21 protein-coding genes are annotated in these 18,942 nt (G+C 24.9%); 14 read left to right on the top strand and 7 right to left on the bottom strand.

Annotation, left to right across the window (positions count from 1 at the left end):
• Position 1: 1 nt before the first annotated feature.
• From D9T19_RS11405 to D9T19_RS11375, 7 genes are read left to right on the top strand one after another with little or no spacing between them, the layout of a single operon-like run.
• Positions 2-1,255, top strand: coding sequence for a TolC family protein (locus D9T19_RS11405; protein WP_121628364.1), 1,254 nt, complete (start codon positions 2-4; stop codon positions 1,253-1,255).
• A 25-nt stretch (positions 1,256-1,280) separates the two neighbouring features.
• A complete protein-coding gene (gene gmd / locus D9T19_RS11400) occupies positions 1,281-2,315 on the top strand; it encodes a GDP-mannose 4,6-dehydratase (RefSeq protein ID WP_121628363.1) in 1,035 nt (344 codons plus the stop codon).
• A gap of 3 nt (positions 2,316-2,318) precedes the next feature.
• Positions 2,319-3,176: an NAD-dependent epimerase/dehydratase family protein gene (locus D9T19_RS11395; RefSeq protein WP_121628362.1), complete on the top strand. Its 858-nt coding sequence runs from the start codon at positions 2,319-2,321 to the stop codon at positions 3,174-3,176.
• Positions 3,166-4,284: a glycosyltransferase family 4 protein gene (locus D9T19_RS11390; protein ID WP_121628361.1), complete on the top strand. Its 1,119-nt coding sequence runs from the start codon at positions 3,166-3,168 to the stop codon at positions 4,282-4,284. Before D9T19_RS11395 ends, D9T19_RS11390 begins: the two co-directional genes overlap by 11 nt.
• The gene (locus D9T19_RS11385; protein ID WP_121628360.1) at positions 4,281-5,375 is read left to right on the top strand and encodes a glycosyltransferase; all 1,095 of its coding nucleotides are present in this window, start codon (positions 4,281-4,283) and stop codon (positions 5,373-5,375) included. The genes D9T19_RS11390 and D9T19_RS11385 overlap by 4 nt, the downstream gene beginning before the upstream one ends.
• A gap of 24 nt (positions 5,376-5,399) precedes the next feature.
• Positions 5,400-6,740 carry a sugar transferase gene (locus D9T19_RS11380; RefSeq protein WP_121628359.1) on the top strand — a complete coding sequence of 447 codons (1,341 nt, stop codon included), beginning with the start codon at positions 5,400-5,402 and terminating at the stop codon, positions 6,738-6,740.
• 48 nt (positions 6,741-6,788) lie between these two features.
• Positions 6,789-7,190 (top strand): type II secretion system protein, encoded by a 402-nt coding sequence (locus tag D9T19_RS11375; RefSeq protein WP_121628358.1) that lies wholly within the window; start codon positions 6,789-6,791, stop codon positions 7,188-7,190.
• On the opposite strand, the gene D9T19_RS11370 is transcribed toward D9T19_RS11375, so the two are convergent.
• On the bottom strand, positions 7,191-8,000 hold the full coding sequence (locus D9T19_RS11370; protein ID WP_121628357.1) for a DNA ligase: 810 nt from the start codon (positions 7,998-8,000) through the stop codon (positions 7,191-7,193).
• A gap of 133 nt (positions 8,001-8,133) precedes the next feature.
• Here D9T19_RS11370 and D9T19_RS11365 point away from each other — a divergent pair, with 133 nt between their 5' ends.
• Genes D9T19_RS11365 through D9T19_RS11350 form a run of 4 tightly spaced genes read left to right on the top strand, consistent with a single transcriptional unit; the run spans position 8,134 to position 12,058 of the window.
• Positions 8,134-8,691: an adenine phosphoribosyltransferase gene (locus D9T19_RS11365; RefSeq protein ID WP_121628356.1), complete on the top strand. Its 558-nt coding sequence runs from the start codon at positions 8,134-8,136 to the stop codon at positions 8,689-8,691.
• A 12-nt stretch (positions 8,692-8,703) separates the two neighbouring features.
• Positions 8,704-9,912: a tryptophan synthase subunit beta gene (gene trpB, locus D9T19_RS11360; RefSeq protein ID WP_121628355.1), complete on the top strand. Its 1,209-nt coding sequence runs from the start codon at positions 8,704-8,706 to the stop codon at positions 9,910-9,912.
• A gap of 9 nt (positions 9,913-9,921) precedes the next feature.
• A complete protein-coding gene (locus tag D9T19_RS11355) occupies positions 9,922-10,638 on the top strand; it encodes a DedA family protein (protein WP_205588716.1) in 717 nt (238 codons plus the stop codon).
• Positions 10,628-12,058 (top strand): leucyl aminopeptidase, encoded by a 1,431-nt coding sequence (locus tag D9T19_RS11350; RefSeq protein ID WP_121628353.1) that lies wholly within the window; start codon positions 10,628-10,630, stop codon positions 12,056-12,058. Before D9T19_RS11355 ends, D9T19_RS11350 begins: the two co-directional genes overlap by 11 nt.
• 175 nt (positions 12,059-12,233) lie before the next feature.
• On the opposite strand, the gene D9T19_RS11345 is transcribed toward D9T19_RS11350, so the two are convergent.
• Entirely contained in the window at positions 12,234-12,458 is a 225-nt protein-coding gene (locus D9T19_RS11345; protein WP_121628352.1) for a hypothetical protein, read from the bottom strand.
• 129 nt (positions 12,459-12,587) lie between these two features.
• Between D9T19_RS11345 and D9T19_RS14545 the strand changes: the two genes are divergently transcribed.
• Positions 12,588-12,725: a hypothetical protein gene (locus D9T19_RS14545; RefSeq protein ID WP_162984576.1), complete on the top strand. Its 138-nt coding sequence runs from the start codon at positions 12,588-12,590 to the stop codon at positions 12,723-12,725.
• Positions 12,726-12,871: 146 nt separating this feature from the next.
• On the opposite strand, the gene D9T19_RS11340 is transcribed toward D9T19_RS14545, so the two are convergent.
• Positions 12,872-13,987: an ATP-binding response regulator gene (locus tag D9T19_RS11340; RefSeq protein WP_121628351.1), complete on the bottom strand. Its 1,116-nt coding sequence runs from the start codon at positions 13,985-13,987 to the stop codon at positions 12,872-12,874.
• A 95-nt stretch (positions 13,988-14,082) separates the two neighbouring features.
• Here D9T19_RS11340 and D9T19_RS11335 point away from each other — a divergent pair, with 95 nt between their 5' ends.
• On the top strand, positions 14,083-15,282 hold the full coding sequence (locus D9T19_RS11335) for a response regulator (protein ID WP_121628350.1): 1,200 nt from the start codon (positions 14,083-14,085) through the stop codon (positions 15,280-15,282).
• Positions 15,283-15,336: 54 nt separating this feature from the next.
• The gene (locus D9T19_RS11330; RefSeq protein ID WP_205588715.1) at positions 15,337-16,641 is read left to right on the top strand and encodes a cytidylate kinase family protein; all 1,305 of its coding nucleotides are present in this window, start codon (positions 15,337-15,339) and stop codon (positions 16,639-16,641) included.
• A 33-nt stretch (positions 16,642-16,674) separates the two neighbouring features.
• On the opposite strand, the gene D9T19_RS11325 is transcribed toward D9T19_RS11330, so the two are convergent.
• The 4 genes from D9T19_RS11325 to D9T19_RS11310 all read right to left on the bottom strand — a co-directional run bounded on the left by D9T19_RS11325 (position 16,675) and on the right by D9T19_RS11310 (position 18,753).
• Complete coding sequence (locus tag D9T19_RS11325; protein WP_121628349.1) at positions 16,675-17,052, bottom strand: DUF1987 domain-containing protein; 378 nt, start codon at positions 17,050-17,052, stop codon at positions 16,675-16,677.
• A gap of 65 nt (positions 17,053-17,117) precedes the next feature.
• The gene (locus tag D9T19_RS11320; RefSeq protein ID WP_121628348.1) at positions 17,118-17,795 is read right to left on the bottom strand and encodes a response regulator transcription factor; all 678 of its coding nucleotides are present in this window, start codon (positions 17,793-17,795) and stop codon (positions 17,118-17,120) included.
• 83 nt (positions 17,796-17,878) lie between these two features.
• Complete coding sequence (locus D9T19_RS11315; protein WP_121628347.1) at positions 17,879-18,154, bottom strand: hypothetical protein; 276 nt, start codon at positions 18,152-18,154, stop codon at positions 17,879-17,881.
• A gap of 2 nt (positions 18,155-18,156) precedes the next feature.
• Positions 18,157-18,753 (bottom strand): nucleotide-binding protein, encoded by a 597-nt coding sequence (locus tag D9T19_RS11310; RefSeq protein ID WP_162984575.1) that lies wholly within the window; start codon positions 18,751-18,753, stop codon positions 18,157-18,159.
• Positions 18,754-18,942 lie beyond the last annotated feature (189 nt).

Here is an 18,942-nt window from a genome sequence, read left to right as displayed (position 1 = left end):
AATGAAAAATAAATTAAGATATATCCCCATTTTAACGATTATTCCTATACTTTCATTTGGAATTTCATTAAAAGATGTTTATTCATTTACTTTACAAAATGATGAATCTATTAAAACTAATTATTATGATACTGAATCAAGAAAGCAAGATTTAGATATTCAAAAAGCAAGATTATATCCTAATATTAGTTCTACTTTGACTAAGTCAAATAGATCTTATTTAACAAATACTGAAATCCAAAGAACAGAAAAAGAAAATTATAATAGTTTAGAATTTTCTCTTTCTCAATCTATATATGATGGATCTATTTATTCTTCTATAAAAGAGGCTAAATATGATATGAAATTGCAAGAAATACTTCTAGAAGAAAAAAAACAAGAAACAGCTTTATCAGCTATAGATGTTTTTATTGATGGATTGATTTCAAAAAGTTTAATTGAAACTACGAAAAAAGAGTTAAAATACTATGAAACAAAAAGACTTCAATTTGAAAAGATGTATAAACTAAATCTACTTGCTAAAAATCAATTAGATAAATCGAAATTGGATTATAATGATATTTATATTAAGTTAAATGAATATAAAAATGATCTAAAATTAGAAAAATTAAAACTTCATCATTTTATGAATAAAAAAGTTGATAGTCTTGAAGAAGTTAAAGATATAGAAAGTTATGATGTAAATTATGAATTTGATAAATTACTTCTTGATAACTTAAAACTAAAAGGTGGAAAAGTTGGAATTAATTTAGTTAAACAAAGAGTAGAAACATCTAAAACTGGACATTATCCCGTATTAGCATTAAGAGCAAATTATACAAAATATGATTCAAATAATTATATTGATGATTATGAAACAGATAAAAGAATATTATTTGAATTAAAAATACCACTTTATGAAGGTGGAGGTACTAATGCTAAGATTGAGCAAAATAGATTATCTTATGAAGCTTCAAAAATGGATTTTATTGATAAAATTGAGCAAACAAAAAATGAGTATGAAGAGCTTATGTTATTAAAAGAAATACAAGTTGAAAAAATCGAGATTTATAGTTCAGCTATAAAAGATACTGAAATATATTATAATTCTATATTAAAAAGTTTTGAGAAAAATTTAAAAAATAGAGTTGATTTAGCAGAAGTAGAATTTATGTTTGCAGAAAAGAAACACAAAATAATTGAAGCTAAATATGAAAAACTAAGAATAAATCTAAGACTTAAATTCTTAGCAGGAAATCTAAATTTAGCATTATAATATATATATTGAAGGGAAAAATTATATGAAAAAAGCAATAATTACAGGTATTACAGGACAAGATGGAGCTTATTTAGCTGCCTTACTTTTAGAAAAAGGTTATGATGTTTATGGTACATATAGAAGAACTTCTTCTGTTAATTTTTGGAGAATTGAAGAGTTAGGAATTAAAAATCATGAAAACTTACATTTAGTAGAATATGATTTAACTGATCAATCAAATAGTATTAGAATGGTAGCTGATATTAAACCTGATGAAATCTATAATTTAGCAGCTCAAAGTTTTGTGGGAGTTTCTTTTGAACAACCAATTGCAACAGCTCATATTACAGGTCTTGGTTGTGTTCATTTACTTGAAGCTATTAGAATTGTAAATCCTAAAATTAAATTTTATCAAGCAAGTACTTCTGAAATGTTTGGTGATGTTCAAGAAATTCCACAAACAGAAAAAACACCATTTTGGCCACGAAGTCCTTATGGAGCTGCAAAAATGTATGCACATTGGATGGTAGTAAATTATAGAGAAGCTTATGATATATTTGCAACAAGTGGAATTCTTTTTAATCATGAATCACCATTAAGAGGTCAAGAATTTGTAACAAGAAAAATCACAGATAGTGTAGCAAAAATAAAACTTGGGAAATTAGATCATATAGAACTTGGAAATATGGATGCAAAAAGAGATTGGGGTTTTGCAAAAGATTATGTTGAGGGAATGTATCTTATGCTTCAAGCTCCTAAACCTGACACTTTTTTACTTGCAACTAATAGAACTGAAACAGTAAGAGATTTTGTAACAATGTCTTTTAAAGCAGTTGGAATTGAAGTTGAATTTAGAGGAAAAGCTGAAGATGAAATAGCAGTAGATAAAGCAACAGGAAAAACTTTAGTAAAAGTAAATCCAAAATTTTATAGACCAGCTGAAGTTGAACTTCTAATTGGAAATCCACAAAAAGCAAAAGATGAATTAGGATGGGAACCTAAGTGTACACTTGAAGAATTATGTGCAATGATGGTAAAAGAAGATTTAAGAAGAAATGAAATAGGTTTTTCTTTTTAATAAATGAAAAAAGTCTTAATAACTGGAATTAATAGTTTCACAGGAAAACACTTAGAAAAATATCTAAAAGAGAAGAATTTTGAAGTAGTAGGTACTACTTCAAAAACTTGTGATATTACAAATAAAGAAGATATTGTAAATGTATTAAATAAATTTAAACCAAATTTTATAATTCATTTAGCTGGAATATCTTTTGCTGCACATAAAAACAATGAAGATTTTTATAAAATCAATACAATTGGAACAACAAACTTACTTGATGCAATTTTACAAACAAATTTAAAAGTAGAAAATATTATACTTTCAAGCTCTGCAACCATATATGGAAATCAATGTAAAGAAGTATTAGATGAATCTCTTTGTCCAAAGCCAGCTAATCATTATGGAGCTAGTAAATACTCTATGGAATGTTTAGCAAGTGGATATTTTAATAAATTACCAATAATTATTACAAGACCTTTTAATTATACAGGAATAGGACAAGCCCAACATTTTTTAATACCTAAAATTGTTTCTCACTTTAAAGAGAATAAAAAAGAAATAGAATTGGGTAATTTAGATGTAAAACGAGAATTTAATGATGTTAATTTTGTTTGTGAGGTTTATTCTAAGTTACTTATAACAAAAGAAAAAAGCCAAATAGTAAATATAGCTTCACAAAATCCTATTGCACTTTTAGATGTAATAAAACTAATGAATAAAATATCAGGATATGAAATAAAAGTTTTAGTAAATCCTGCTTTTGTGCGAAAAGATGAAATAAAAACTTTATGTGGAAGTTCAAAAAAACTTTTTGAATTAATAGGTGAAATAAAAATAGATAAAATAGAAAATACTTTAAAGGGCTTATATGAAGCCTAAGATTCTTATTGATTGTATTTCTTTATTATCTCCTTTAACTGGAATTGGTAGATATACTTATGCAATTGCTAAAAAAATAGAAAAGAACAAAGATATTCAAAGTAGTTTCTTTTATGGATATTATAGTAAAACATTGATTCAATCTACGGATAAAAGAGATTTGAAAATATTGAAGAAACTTTTATCGAAAAGTCAAATATTAAAAAAAGTAGCAAGAAAAATCATAGGAGTTTCTAGTAGATTTTTTGTTCCATCTTATGATCTTTATTGGCAACCTAATTTTATACCAAATGAAGGTATAAAAGCAAAGAAAACTATTACAACAGTACATGACTTTTCATTTATATTACATAAAGATTTCCATCCAAAAGAAAGAATAGAATATTTTGAAAAGTATTTTTTCAAAAATATAATTAGAAGCGATATGCTTATTACAGGATCAGAATTTTCTAAACAAGAGATTTTGGAAAGATTAGATTTTAAAGACGAGCAAATTAAAGTAATTTATCATGGAATAGACCATAATTTATTTAAAATTCATAATGATTTAAAATTGGATTTTGAAATTCCTAAGAAGTTTATATTTAGTGTTGGAAGTATAGAACCAAGAAAGAACTTGATTGGATTATTACAAGCATATAATCTTTTATCAGATAATATAAAAAATGAATATAAGCTTGTTCTGGCTGGGTTTAAAGGGTGGGAAAATAAAGAGATAATGAATATTATAAATAAAAACAAAGAAAATATTATTTATCTTGGTTTTATTTCTGATATTGAACTTGCAAAAGTTTACAATCTTAGCTCTTGTTTTTTATTTCCTTCTTTTTATGAAGGTTTTGGTTTACCTATTCTTGAATCTATGGCTTGTGGAACTCCTGTTATTTGTAGTGATACTACTTCTTTACCAGAAGTTGGTGCAGATGCTGTTGTATATTGTAATCCTTATGAGATAAAAGATATAAAAGATAAAATAGAATTGGTGTTAAATGATACAAAATTACAAACTAGGATGATAGAAAAAGGACTTAAAAGAGCAAAGTTGTTTTCATGGGAAAAATCAGCAAAAGAACATCTTGATTTATTTGAAGAAGTTTTAAAAAATTGAAAATAGCAATAATACACGACTGGCTTGTTACAAATGCAGGTGCTGAAAAAGTTCTGAAAAATATAATAGATATTTATCCAAGTTCTGATATTTTTTCTTTAGTTGACTTTTTAAATGAAAAGAATAGAAAAGATGTAATAAATGAAAAAATAGTAAAAACTTCTTTTATACAAAAACTTCCTTTTGCAAAAAATCATTTTAGAAACTATTTACCTTTATTCTCAAAAGCAATTGAAAGTTTTGATTTATCTTCTTATGATTTAATAATTTCTTCTTCATGGGCTGTTGCAAAAGGTGTTAAAACTGCACCTTCACAGATTCATATATCTTATTGTCATACTCCTATTCGTTATGCATGGGATTTATATGATGAATATACTTCAAATATAAAACAACCCAAAAAAATTCTAGTAGAGCAAACCTTAAAAAGATTAAGAAAATGGGATATAAAAACTTTATCAAGAGTTGATTTTTTTATTGCAAATTCAGAATTTGTACAAAAAAGAATAGATAAAACTTATAAAAGAGAATCTACAGTAATCTATCCACCTGTAAATACAAACAAATTCATTTTAAATGAAAAAAAAGAAGATTATTATCTAACTGCATGTAGATTAGTTCCATATAAAAAAACAAAATTAATAGTTGAAGCTTTTAATCAAATGCCAAATAAAAAACTAGTGGTAATTGGAAATGGTGAAGAATATAAGTTAATTAAAAAAATAGCAAAAGAAAATATTGTACTTTTAGGTTATCAAGAGTTTGATGAAATGATAAAGTATATGCAAAAAGCTCGTGCTTTTGTATATGCAGCTATTGAAGACTTTGGAATAGTTCCTATTGAAGCGCAAGCTTGTGGTACGCCTGTTATTGCTTTAAACGATGGTGGAACAGCTGAAACTGTAATTGATGGAGTAAATGGTGTTCATTTTCAAAAACAAACTTGTGAAGATATTATTGATGCTATTAAAAGGTTTGAACTTATGGATTTTGATTATAAAAAAATATCTTTATTATCAAAAAAATATAGCCAAGAACGATTTAAAAAAGAGTTTAAATTATTTGTAGATAGTAAAATTAAACAAATTTAATTATAAAATAAAGTATAATGATTTATGCAAATAAATAAATTTAATCTATCAACTACAATATATATGTTTTTATTACTTAGTATGGATTTTCTTATTTTACTTTTTTCTTTGGAAATAAGTAAGTATCTAAGAAGTGATATCCCAACAAATACTATGCCAGAATTTATTGCTTCAAATATTAGCAATTATTATTGGATAATTTTAGTTGTACTTTTTATTTTTATTTTAGAAAAAATTTATTTTATACGATATGATTTTTGGGCTGATACAAAAAGAGTTTTTAAAGGCTTGATTTTATCTTTTATAGCTGTTTTTACAGTTATGACTTTTGCAAAAATATCAAATGATTATTCAAGAAGTTTTATAATAATATTCTTTTTAATATCTGCTTTTTTAATTCCTTTTTCAAAAAGGTTATTTAAGAGATTTTTATTTCGTTTTGATATTTTTAAAATAAAAGTAAAAATAATTGCAAACTCCTCACAATATGAAACATTATGTAATGAAATGATTGAAAACTGGTATTTTGGTTTTAAAATATCAAAAAAAAGATATGATATAGTTCTTATATCTTCAAAAAATTTTGAAATTAAAAAATTAGAAAAAATCATTAAAATACATTCAAAAAGAACAAGAGATATGTATATTATTCCTTATATGTATCACTTAGATTTTTCACATACAAATGTAGTAGATTATTTTAATATTAGATTATCTGCTATTCATATTGAAAATAGATTGTTAAATTTCAAAAATATACTTATTAAATATGTTTTTGAAAAATCTTTAGTTATTTGTATTTTACCATTTGCATTACTTTTACATCTTTTTATAGCTATTGTGATTAAGCTTGATTCTCAAGGTACTGTTTTTTTTAAACAAAAGCGTTTTGGGAAAAATGGAAAAATTTTTAGATGTTATAAATATAGAACTATGTATATAAATGGAAATGAACTTTTAGATAAATATTTAAAAGAAAATTCCGAAGAAATAGAGTATTATAATATCTATCATAAATATAAACACGATCCTAGAATTACAAAAATAGGTAAATTTTTAAGAGCTACATCATTAGATGAATTTCCTCAATTTTTTAATATTTTAAGAGGTGATATGAATTTAATAGGTCCTAGACCTTATATGCTAAATGAAAAAGCAAAAATAGGTAAAATAAATGAAGATACTATCTTAAAAGTAAAACCTGGTATTACAGGGCTTTGGCAAGTTAGTGGAAGAAATGAATTAACTTTCAAAGAAAGAATAGAACTTGATAAATGGTATATCCAAAATTGGTCATTATGGATGGATTTTGTAATTTTTATGAAAACAATTAATGTTGTACTATCAAAAGTAGGGGCAAAATAAAGTAAAATTACTTTATAATGTTTTATATTATTAATATAAAGGATTATAATGAAAAATGCATTTTCACTTTTAGAGTTAATATTTGCTATTGTAGTTATTGGTATTATCTCTTCTTTTGCAATTCCAAAATACTTAGATACTAAAAATTCTGCTGTAATTTCTACTATTAAAAGAGATATAGCAACTGCTACTACTTCTATTCAAAGTTATTATTTAGTAAATAATGAAATTGATAAAATATCTGATGCTGTTACTTTAAATGAACAAAATTGGACAATAGAAGATTTAAAAGTTACTTATAAAGAAAATGAAAATAATTGTGTTGTATTAGAAGTAAAAAAAGATGATGATGGAGATGAATTAACACTTAGCATAACCCCTGATGTTGGTCCTATTTGTAAAAAGTTAAATGAAGATGGAATTATTGAAACTACTTATGACTTGTATTAATTATTCTAATTTTCTAACTCTTAAAAAAGAAGCAAATTTTGGTTTACCATATTTTGTAAGATTATAGTATTTAAAGCTAACCATATCTTTGATTTTTGGATGATTTATTCTTTCTTCTTTTGAAAAGCCATTTCCTAAATTGAAAATAATTCCATTTTCAAGTTTTAGAACTAAACTTTTAAAATTGCCATTTTTATAATTTATTCCAATTACTTCTGCTTCCATATCTTTAAATTTTTTTACTTTTAAGATATTTGGACTTCTACCTATAAAATATTCTAAATCTGGATTTTTTATTATTAAACCTTCAGCTTTTTGCTCTACTAGTTTATTTAAATATTCTTCCAAATGTTCTTTGTTTTTACATCTTATTTGTTTAATTATCTTGATATATTTATTATGATGTTTTTCTTGAAATTTTTTTATTTTTTCTAATCTTTTTAGAAAATTACCTTTTTCTTCTGGAACTTCAAATATATTATAAGTTATTTCATTCCAATGTTTTGATGGAATTTTATCTAAAACTATACTTTGAATATTCTCAAAATCATCTCTTTTAGTCCATAATTCACCATCAAGTTGGAACTTTGGAAAATTTTTGATAAACCAAGAAGGGGCATTTATAATATTTCCATTTTTACTTAGTAAATTTTTTCCATTCCAATATGCTCTTATTCCATCAAGTTTCTCACTCATTAACCAATTTGTAATATTTTGAGAATGATTATATGTTTTTGGTTTTTGTAACTCTATAGAAAATAAAGAAATTTGTAAAGTAAATAATAGTATAAGTAATAAAAGTAATCTCATAATAACTCTTTTAAAATAATTTATTTTATTATATTTAAAATGATATTAAATATTTCAATTAAATCATAAAGTCATAATAATTATTTAGATAAAATAATTTACTTTTCACTAGATTTAGTGTAACTTAAGGATTATTTTGAGTAAAAAAATATTAACAAAAGATGAAAAAAATTTATTACTAAATTCAATTAGAAGTGTTGATAATTTCCCTAAAGAAGGGATAATATTTAAAGATATTACGACTTTATTAAATGATAAAAAGGCCTTTAGACTTCTAATGACACATTTAGAAGATAGATATAAAGATTATAATTTAGATTATATTGCAGGAATTGATGCAAGAGGTTTTATTTTTGCAGCTGCACTTGCAGATAGATTAGGAATTGGTTTTGTTCCTGTTCGAAAAAAAGGAAAACTTCCAAATACGACAGTATGTGAAAAATATGAGTTAGAATACGGTTTTGATGAGGTAGAAATACACTTGGATGCTTTTAGAGATGATAAAGATGCACGTGTACTTTTAATGGATGATATTATTGTAAGTGGTGGAACAGCTTATGCTGCTGCTAGCTTGATAAATAAGTTAAATGTTGACTTAGTTGAAGTGTGTTTTTTAATGAATATTGAAATTTTAGGTGGTGTTAAAAAATTAAAACAAATTGCACCTGTTTATTCAGTATTAGAAATATAAGAAAGAGATATTATGAGTGATTATATACCAAAAACAAGTGCTTTTGATCCAGATTCAAAAGGTCAGTTTGGCATTTTTGGAGGACAATATGTTCCTGAAACTTTAATGCCTGTGTTAAAAGAGTTAGAAATAGAGTATAAAAAATACAGATTTGATAAAGAGTTTTGGTCTGAGGTAAATGCTTTATTAAAAGATTATGTAGGACGTGAAAATCCACTTTATTTTGCAGGAAATATTTCAAAAGAAATAGGAGCAAAGGTATATTTAAAAAGAGAAGATTTAAATCATACAGGTGCACATAAAATTAATAATGTTATTGCTCAAGGATTACTAGCTAAAAAACTTGGTAAAACAAAAGTAATAGCAGAAACAGGAGCAGGGCAACACGGTGTTGCAACTGCTACAATTGCTGCTCTTATGGGTTTAGAATGTACTGTATTTATGGGTGCAAAAGATGTAAAAAGACAAGAGTTAAATGTATTTAGAATGAAACTATTAGGTGCAAAAGTAATTGCAGTTGAAAGTGGAAGTAAAACATTAAAAGATGCAATGAATGATGCAATTAGATATTGGGTTACAAATGCACGTGATACTTTTTATATAATTGGAACAGTTGCAGGTCCTCATCCTTATCCTATGATGGTTAGAGATTTCCAAGCAGTTATTGGTTATGAAGCAAGAAAACAAATTTTGCAAAAAGAAAATAGATTACCTGATTATGTAATTGCATGTATTGGTGGTGGTTCAAATGCTATTGGTATGTTTTCACACTTTTTAGAAGATAAGGAAGTTACTTGTATTGGAATTGAAGCTGGTGGTTTAGGACTTGATACTAATAAACACGGATGTTCACTTGAAAAAGGAAGTCCTGGAGTTTTACATGGTCAATGTTCTTATTTACTTCAAGATGAAGATGGTCAAGTATTAGAAGCACATTCTATTAGTGCAGGGCTTGATTATCCAGGAATTGGTCCTGAACACTCTTTCCATAAAGATAATAAAAGTATTCAATACGATTCAATTACAGATCAAGAAGCATTAGATGCTTTCGTTTGGTTAAGTCAAGCTGAGGGTATTATTCCTGCTTTTGAAAGTTCACATGCAATTGCATATTTAAAGAAAGCTAAAGAAAAATTAAAGGGTAAAACAGTAATTGTAAATTTATCAGGTCGTGGTGATAAAGATATGATTCAAGCAAAAAGTTTATTAGATTTTGACTAAGGAATGAAAATGCAAGAGTTCTTTAAAAAGTTACAGACTCACGCTGGAAAAATATTAGCTGTTATATTGCTTATATTTATTTCTTTTATAGCCTATAGCCTTTATCAAGCGCCTGTTACAGGTTTTGAAAATAGATTTATGTACTTATTAAAAGAGTATGGATATATTATACTTTTTGCATGGGGAATGATTGAGGGTGAAGCTGGTCTTATAATGGCTGGGCTATTATCTCATTCAGGACATATGAATCTTTATATTGCAATTTTTGTTGCAGGTCTTGGTGGTTTTGCAGGAGATCAAGTATATTTTTATATTGGTAGATTTAACAAATCTTATGTAAATAAAAAGTTTAAAGGTCAAAGAAGAAAATTTGCCCTTGCTCACCTTTTATTACAAAAATATGGTTGGCCTATTATTTTTGCACAAAGATATATGTATGGTATGAGAACTATTATTCCTATTTCAATAGGACTTACAAGATATTCAGCAAAAATGTTTGCTTTTATCAATCTTCTTTCTGCTTGGTGTTGGGCTACTTTTACTATTGTTCCTGTTTGGTATTTTGGTGAAGAAATATTAGAAGTATTACATTGGATAAAAGAGTATTGGTATTTTGTATTACCTATTGTCTTAGGTTTTGGAGGAAGTATGATTTATTACTTTAACAAAGCTTCAAAAAAAGTAGAAAAAATAAATATAAATGAAAAGGTTTCAAATGAAAATTAATTTAACAAATACAAATATAGATAAAATAAAATCAGATTTACAAATTGTATTAGTAGATAATATTGATGATGTAGAAGAAAAAGAGTTATTAGAAAGTTTAGGTTTTGAAGCTCATGATGAGATTATAGCTTTTTTACCTGAATCAGGAAAAATATTTGTAGGTTTTGAAGAAGAGACTTATGACTCTTTAGCAATTGCAATTGCTACTGCGATTAAAAAGTTTCAAACGACATCTTTTAAAAGTGCAAAATTAGATTTGACTTCTTTAGATTCTCGTGTATTAAAGTTTATTGTTGAAGGTACACTTTTAGGTGCATATACTTTTGATAATTATAAATCAAAAAAAGATAAAAAGAAAAAACAAGAATTAACTATTTCTATTGAAGAGGACTCACCATCTTTAGATAATATCGAGTTAAATTCAATTTTAGAAGAATCTAAAATTATCTCAAAAGCTGTTAATAAAACTAGAGATATGGTAAATACAACTCCTGCTGATTTCTATCCTGAAGTAATGGCAGAAGTTGCTAAAAAACTAGCAAAAGATGCAAATATTGATTGTAAAATCAAGGGTGAAAAATATTTAGAAAAAAATGATATGAATGCAATGTTAAGTGTAGGACGTGCATCTATTCATGAGTCTCAATTAATTCATTTATCATATAAACCAAAAGAAGCTAAAAGTAAAATTGTTCTTGTTGGAAAAGGACTTACTTATGATTCAGGTGGGCTTTCTTTAAAACCTGCTGATTATATGGTTACTATGAAATCTGATAAATCAGGTGGTTGTGCAGTATTAGCTACTATTTGGGCTATTGCTAAACTTGAATTACCTTATGAAGTTCATGCAGTTGTAGGTGCGGTTGAAAATATGATTGGTGGAGATGCTTATAAACCTGATGATGTATTAGTTGCTAAAAATGGTAAAACTATTGAAGTAAGAAATACAGATGCAGAGGGAAGACTTGTTCTTGCTGATTGTTTATGTTATGCACAAGATGAGATAGATGATATTGATTATATTTTTGATTATGCGACACTAACTGGTGCTTGTGTAGTTGGAGTTGGAGAATATACAACTGGAATTATGGGAAATGATGAGGTATTAAAAGCAAGTGCTGTTTCATCAGCACATAATTCAGGTGAATATGCAACAACTTTAGATTTTAATAGATTTTTAAGAAAATCAATCAAATCAGAAATTGCAGATATCTCAAATATTGCAAGTACTAGATATGGTGGAGCTATTACAGCTGGATTATTTTTGGATAATTTTGTATATGAAGAAAATAAAAACAAATGGATTCACTTTGACATTGCAGGACCTGCTTATGTTGAAAAAGCATGGGGATATAATCCACATGGTGCAAGTGGTGCTGGTGTTAGAATGACAATAGAGTTTTTAAAAAGTATTAGTTAATTAATACTTTTTATGACTCTTGTCATAAAACTAATTATTCTTACTTTAAATTACCACTCTAAACTAACTTGTGTATTTGGTTTACTAAATAATTTTTTTTGAAATGTTTACTATTAAAAGAATAAATTATATTAATATTTATTGGTACAGTAATTAATGAAGTTTAATTTAGATATTAGATTGTGTTTGTATTGTCTTTATATTGTTCTATATAATCACTCTCAAAATAATTGATATTATCAACTTTTTTTTGTTTTTTAATAAAGTATATAACTCTATCAGATTTTTCCAATTTTTTATAATCTAACTTTACTATAGCATTATTAAACTCTTCGATTGTTAATCCTTGGATTTCATCACCATCTTGTGTTTTTATATACGCATAATTTTTGTCTAGCATTTTTTTTCCTTTCAAATGTAGAATTAAGTATATAATAATGTTAATTATGAACATCTTAAATGTGATTTATTGACAATTACTATGTAAATAAATCACATTCAAGACGCTATTTTACAGAAAGCTAAATAAATGCCAAAAAGACTAAGTTCATATCTTAACTTAGAAAATATTTCTCAAATTGTAATAGGATCTTTTGCTGTGCTTGTATCTTTTTCTGAACAGTTTCTTTCTTATTTTGTAAAAACTTTGCAGTATTATGAAAATTGATGATTTATCAAGGAATCAAAGAAATATTATTGACATACTTAAAAAAGTAAAAGAAAGAACAAGCATTAACAGCTAAAATAGAAGGTAAACACTCAGCCTTAAGTGGTAATCAAAATAAGGTAGAGAAGCTATTAAAATATAGGTTTTTAAGACAAAGGTAGTGAAATCTTAAAATTAGCTCCATAATACGTAGTGTCTTTATATATAAATTTCTCATTTGAAACAGAAATTTCTCCATTTAAATGATTTTCTATAATCTGTTTTGACATATGTAGACCAATTCCTGTTCCTGTGATTTCTTTTGTAGTAAAATATGCTTGAAAAACTTTATCTAAATATTCTTCAGGAATTCCTCCTGCATTATCATGAACAGTAATAATAAGTTTATTATCAATTTCTTCTGTTGCTACTTTAATTATTCTATCTTCTTTTGATTTCACAAGTTCTTCAATTGCATTATTTTTAATATTTATTAAAACTTGAATTAGTTCATTTTGATATGTAGTTAAATGAAAATCATTAATTTCTTTTATTAATTTTATATGGTGTGTTTTTGTTTGTGAAAGTATTAATTTTTCAACTTTATTTAAAGTATCTTGTATATAAAAAGAACTTTCTAATTTATTTGGTTTTAAATAACCTTGAAAATCATTTAATGTATTATTCATATAATCTACTGAATTCATTATATTTGAGACCATACTTTTTATTGTATTGTTTTCATCTATTATATTACCAAATTCTTCTTCAAGTTTTATACTTGAAGCACAAATAGAAATTGTATTTAAAGGTTGTCTCCATTGATGTGCAATATTTGTTAACATCTCTCCCATGGCAGCCATTTTTGATTGAATTACTAACATTCGTTCTTGTTTAATAATCGCTTGTTCATTTTGTAACTCTTTTTCAAATTGTTTAAGTTCAATTATTAAATCGTCTAAATCTATTGGTTTAAGAATGAAATTTTTTACTTTTAATTTTATAGCTTCAATAAAATATTCTGGTTGACTAAACGCTGAAGCTAAAATAATAGGAATATCTAAATTATTTTCTTTTAATTCTTTATACATGTCTATACCACTCATCTCAGGCATATCTATGTCAGAAATAATTATATCAGGCTTGATTTCATTTACTTTGCTTATAGCTTCAATTGGATTTTTAAAGGTATATATATTTGAAACTTCTTTTTCTAAAACAGTTGCTATTTTTTTTAATAAAAATTCATCATCCTCTACAATTATTACTCTCAAATTTATCATAAAAAAATATCTCCTAAATTAAATAAGATTTATATTAGCATATATTTATGCTTATTAAGATAAAATCTAGAAACTAAATAATAGGTATTAATTTAATGGTAGATGACTTTTTAAAAAGTATAAGTATTTTAATAGTTGATGATAATAATACAGACTTAGAAGTCATTTCTAAATCTCTAGGTAGATATTTTAAAAAAGTTCATACAGCTTCAAATGGTGCAGATGCTTTTAATATTTATGAAGAAAATAAAAATATTGATATTATAATTTCAGATATAAATATGCCTAAGATAAACGGAATAGAGTTATTAAAACTTATTAGACGTTCTGATATGCAAATCCCTTTTTTAATTGTTTCAGCAAATCTTGATCAAGAAATATTAATTCAAGCAATTAATTTAAATGTTAGTTCTTTTTTACCAAAACCTATTAATCTTCAATCTCTTATTCGAAAAATTGATATGCTTTGTGAAGGAAAATATTTTAAATATAAAGCTGAATTAAGAAAGAATGAGATTAATAATTATCTAGATTCTGTTAATAGTGTAGCCTTGATTTATAAAATGCAATCAAATGGTAATATAACCTATATGAATGAATCTATGTTTGAAGTTACAGGATATAAAGAAGAGGATCTAAAAGATTTATCTTTTGAAGATATTATTCATCCTGATATAGATAAAAAATATATTGATGATACTTGGAATACCTTAAAAGAAGGAAAACTTTGGAAAGGTAATACAAAGTTTATAAGTAAGAATAAAGAAGAATTTCATTTAAATAATACGATTTTTAAATTAGATACAGAAGAAGATTCTTATATAACTATTTCTTTTTTAACAACTAAGGAGAATCTTGAAAAAAGAGATTTTCATAAAAAAGTTTTAAATAGTATAAAAGAATTTAATATAAAAGAATTTAATTATAAAAAAGAAATAGAAAATCTTAAATTTGAAAGATCAAATTTATCAATGTTTTCAAACTCTTCTGATATTTTAGAAAAAAGAGTAAATACTTTACTCTCTCAAGTAGATAAGTATGAAAAAGATTTAAATAAAAAAGATGAAAAATACAATTCTATGCTGATGTCTAAAAGAAGTGAACTTGAGAATCATATAGAAAAAGCTCAAAAAGAAATAATTAAAGTTGATGCTCTTACTGAAGAGAATAGTATAATCAAAAATAAAATAGAATTACTAGAGAAAGAAAATATTAAGATAAGAGAGACTACAATAAATCTGGTTAAACGTGTTCGAGAACTAGAAGAAGTCTTAAAAATCGAAAGAACTAAATAACTTAATTCCCCTAACTTAGTTAATCTAACCAATACTCAAAAAGAAAGAACTAATTTGTTAAAAGAAAAAATAATTAATATAAATTTTATGAAAAGAGTACTTGTTTTTACACTAGGACTCTTTATTATGGCCTTTGGAATTTCCTTTTCTATAAAAGCAGATATAGGAGTATCACCTATATCATGTGTACCTTATATATATAGTTTAAAGTTTCCTTTATCAATAGGGGAACTTACAATAATTTTAAATGCTTTATTTATGGTAATCCAAATAGCAATACTTCGTAAAAAATATAATATTGTTCAGTTAGTACAACTTCCTGCTATTATAGTTTTTGGTTATTGTATTGATATTGCAATGCCTTTGGTCGAAAACTTAAACCCAATAAATTATATGGAACAACTAATTTTGTGCTTAATTGCTTGTGTTGTATTAGCCTTTGGAATATTTCTTGTTATTAAAACAAGATTAACCTATCTTCCATTAGAAGGATTGGTTCTTGTTATTTCGCAAACTTTTAAAAAAGAGTTTGGGAAAATAAAAATTTCTATGGATAGCCTAATGGTAGTAATAGGAGTAATTAGCTCATTTATTTTTTTAAATGAATTAGTAGGAATAAGAGAAGGTAGTATTATCGCTGCATTATTAATTGGAGCACTTATTAAGTTTTTTAGTGTTAAATTAAATGTTGTAGAAAAATGGCTTTTTAATGAAGAAATAAAAGAATCAAAAAATGAAGATTTAAGTAATAAATATAATAATACATTTGTTATTACAATTTCAAGAGAGTATGGTAGTGGTGGACATGAGATTGGAAAATATATCGCACAAGAATTAGGAATATCATTTATTGATAAAGAATTAATTGATTTAACCGCAAAACAAACAGGTTACACAACACAATATATTCAAGAAAATGAGCAGAAACTTACTAATTCATTAATATATGATTTATATGAACAAAACTATACTTATGTAAATGATGAGATACCACCAAAAGATGCACTTTTTTTAGTTCAAAGTAAAATAATAAGAGAAATTTGTGCAAAAGAATCATGTGTAATAGTAGGACGATGTGCAAATTTCATTTTAAAAGATCATCCAAATTGTATAAATATTTTTATTCATGCAAATGAAGAGTATAGAAAAGAGAAAATAAATAAAGAATATAATGTAAAAATACCTTTAGAAAATAATGACTTAAAACAATCAGATGAGCAAAGAGCGAATTATTGTATGCATTTTACAAAAAAAGATTGGCGAGATGCAACAAATTACCATATTACACTAGATAGTACATTATATGGATCAAAACAAAGTGCAAAAAAACTTATAAAACTTTTAAAAAGTAGTATTTAATATTACTTTTTCTAAGATTTTTATCTTTTTATTTTATGCTTTTGATATAATATTAAAGTTTAATTTTTCGAAGTCTTCTTTGAAGTCTTCTCCAATTTTTGTGACTTCATCATTATTATGACAAATCCAATTAATTACAAAATTTAATGAATGGCTAAAATCTTCAATAAGATCAAATATTTCAAAGAAAACTCTTGAACTACTTGAATTAAAATAAACTATTTCAATATTTAAAATAATGTCTTTATTTACTGTATTTTTAAAAAAATTTTCTAATATATTTAAAATTGGGTCATAAAATTCTAGAGTATTTTCAGGATAAGAATTTCCTTTTATATTCATTACTCCTTCATTAAGATTAAGATTTACCTCTGGTGTATATTTTGTTTCTTTTATAATAAAATTTTCCATAAAATTTTTCCTTATTTTAATAAAGCAAATTATATATTTAAATTGTTATGAAATGGTAAGAAGAACTAAAAGCATTCTATTTTATAACCAAAACCATAGACATTACTAATGTGGATATTTATAATTTTTTTTCTTAAACCTGTAATAATAGTTTTTAAAGTTTTTCTATCACCCATCTCATCATTTTTTTGCCAAACTTCATAAATAATTTCATTATAAGTAAAAACTTGGTTTGGTTTTGTTAGTAAAAAATTTAATACTTTTTTCTCTTTTGGTGTAAGCTTTAGTATTTTATTATCATTATAGAGCTCAAATTCATCTCTTTTCCATATAAGATCATTAGATATTTTTATACTATCTAATGAAATTGTATTAAATCTACTTAGCTCTTCTAAAGAGTTAACAATAATTTTTTTTAGTTCTATTAAGTTTATTGGTTTGATTAAATATTTAAAAAGTTTAAGTTCTGTTGCTGCTAAAAGTGTATCAATATCATCTTTAAAAGTTGTAATTATTATTTTTGAGTTTTGATCAATTTCTCGTATCTTTTTTATAAGTTCAATTCCATCCATAATTGGCATTTTTAAATCACTTATAATTACATGAGGATTAAATTTTTTATAAAGTTCAAAAGCTTTTTTACCATTAACTGCAGTAATTACATTATAATCTTCTTTTAAAACTTTTGATAGCATACTTAAAGTGACAAGTTCATCTTCAACTATTAATATACGATATTTCAAATAAGACCTTTTTATTGATAATAATCATTATAAGCAAAAAATACTTATACGATGTTTTGTTAGTATTTTATTAAATAATAAAATTAAAGATCCTTTTCCATCTCTTTTAATAAAGTCATTCTCATCCAAGCTGAAGTAGTAATCTTAACTCCAACTTCTCTTGACATATTTAAAGCCTGTTGCTCAATCCAATCTTTTTCATGTTTGTTTAATGCAACAGGAATAGCTACATTTCTTACTTCTTCTTGTACTTTTTTTGGTCTTCCTGCTTTTTTCTTTGTAGGTGCTTTTTCTTTTAAAACTTTTTCATTAGTTTGAATTTTTGAAGAATTTTGTTTTAACTTATCTGCATAGCCCATAATTAATCCTTTAGTGCTTTTTTAATATTATTCATATCTTCTATTGCATTTCTATAAATATGTCTTTTAAATCTATTTGTTCCAGCTTTATTTTCAATAGCTTCACAATCAAATAAACTATCTTCTAATACAGAAGAATCTCTAACAAATAAAATAGTAAAATTTATATCTTTATATGATTTTTTTATCTCTTCTTCTAAATACTCTTTTAACTCAATAGCTTTGTTGTTGTTCTTAGTTCTATTAATTACAATGATTATATCCTTGTTAATTTCAGATACATCTTTAAGTGTTGCAATAGTAGCTTGAACATCAACAATTGAAGTAAGTGTTGGTATTATAATTTTACTAGCTTGTTTAATAATATCATTTATTCTAGAATCTTTAAATCCACCAAAATCATAAACTACATTTTCATCAAATGGAATTTCATCATAATCTTCAGTTGAAACTAAAAAACCTTTTTCTTCTGGCATTAAATTATGTGCAGATGAATGAGAATCATTCGTAACATAAGTATAATTTAACATTTGAGATACCTGAACAGATAGAGTAGTTTTACCAACTCCACCTTTTATACTATAAACAACATACGACAATATAAGCTCCTAATAATTATTTCTATATTTGATATAAAATAATTATAACTAATATATTATTAACAATTACTTCTATATATAAATATAATATTATATGTTTAATATATTTTTATTATAACTAAATAGAGAGTTATTATTTTATTTATATTTTATATAATATTTCTATATATAAATATAAGAATAAACAAT

This window comes from Poseidonibacter antarcticus, from assembly GCF_003667345.1.
Lineage (GTDB): Bacteria > Campylobacterota > Campylobacteria > Campylobacterales > Arcobacteraceae > Poseidonibacter > Poseidonibacter antarcticus.
Note: the sequence above shows the minus strand (reverse complement) of the source record. Positions and strands in the feature narration are given on the sequence as shown.

Excerpts from the sequence above, each read along its gene's own strand:
- D9T19_RS11405 (WP_121628364.1), top strand. The coding sequence starts at position 2 with ATGAAAAATAAATTAAGATATATCCCCATTTTAACGATTATTCCTATA.
- gmd (WP_121628363.1), top strand. The coding sequence starts at position 1,281 with ATGAAAAAAGCAATAATTACAGGTATTACAGGACAAGATGGAGCTTAT.
- D9T19_RS11395 (WP_121628362.1), top strand. The coding sequence starts at position 2,319 with ATGAAAAAAGTCTTAATAACTGGAATTAATAGTTTCACAGGAAAACAC.
- D9T19_RS11390 (WP_121628361.1), top strand. The coding sequence starts at position 3,166 with ATGAAGCCTAAGATTCTTATTGATTGTATTTCTTTATTATCTCCTTTA.
- D9T19_RS11380 (WP_121628359.1), top strand. The coding sequence starts at position 5,400 with ATGCAAATAAATAAATTTAATCTATCAACTACAATATATATGTTTTTA.
- D9T19_RS11375 (WP_121628358.1), top strand. The coding sequence starts at position 6,789 with ATGAAAAATGCATTTTCACTTTTAGAGTTAATATTTGCTATTGTAGTT.
- D9T19_RS11370 (WP_121628357.1), bottom strand. The coding sequence starts at position 8,000 with ATGAGATTACTTTTATTACTTATACTATTATTTACTTTACAAATTTCT.
- trpB (WP_121628355.1), top strand. The coding sequence starts at position 8,704 with ATGAGTGATTATATACCAAAAACAAGTGCTTTTGATCCAGATTCAAAA.
- D9T19_RS11355 (WP_205588716.1), top strand. The coding sequence starts at position 9,922 with ATGCAAGAGTTCTTTAAAAAGTTACAGACTCACGCTGGAAAAATATTA.
- D9T19_RS11350 (WP_121628353.1), top strand. The coding sequence starts at position 10,628 with ATGAAAATTAATTTAACAAATACAAATATAGATAAAATAAAATCAGAT.
- D9T19_RS11345 (WP_121628352.1), bottom strand. The coding sequence starts at position 12,458 with ATGCTAGACAAAAATTATGCGTATATAAAAACACAAGATGGTGATGAA.
- D9T19_RS14545 (WP_162984576.1), top strand. The coding sequence starts at position 12,588 with ATGCCAAAAAGACTAAGTTCATATCTTAACTTAGAAAATATTTCTCAA.
- D9T19_RS11340 (WP_121628351.1), bottom strand. The coding sequence starts at position 13,987 with ATGATAAATTTGAGAGTAATAATTGTAGAGGATGATGAATTTTTATTA.
- D9T19_RS11335 (WP_121628350.1), top strand. The coding sequence starts at position 14,083 with ATGGTAGATGACTTTTTAAAAAGTATAAGTATTTTAATAGTTGATGAT.
- D9T19_RS11325 (WP_121628349.1), bottom strand. The coding sequence starts at position 17,052 with ATGGAAAATTTTATTATAAAAGAAACAAAATATACACCAGAGGTAAAT.
- D9T19_RS11315 (WP_121628347.1), bottom strand. The coding sequence starts at position 18,154 with ATGGGCTATGCAGATAAGTTAAAACAAAATTCTTCAAAAATTCAAACT.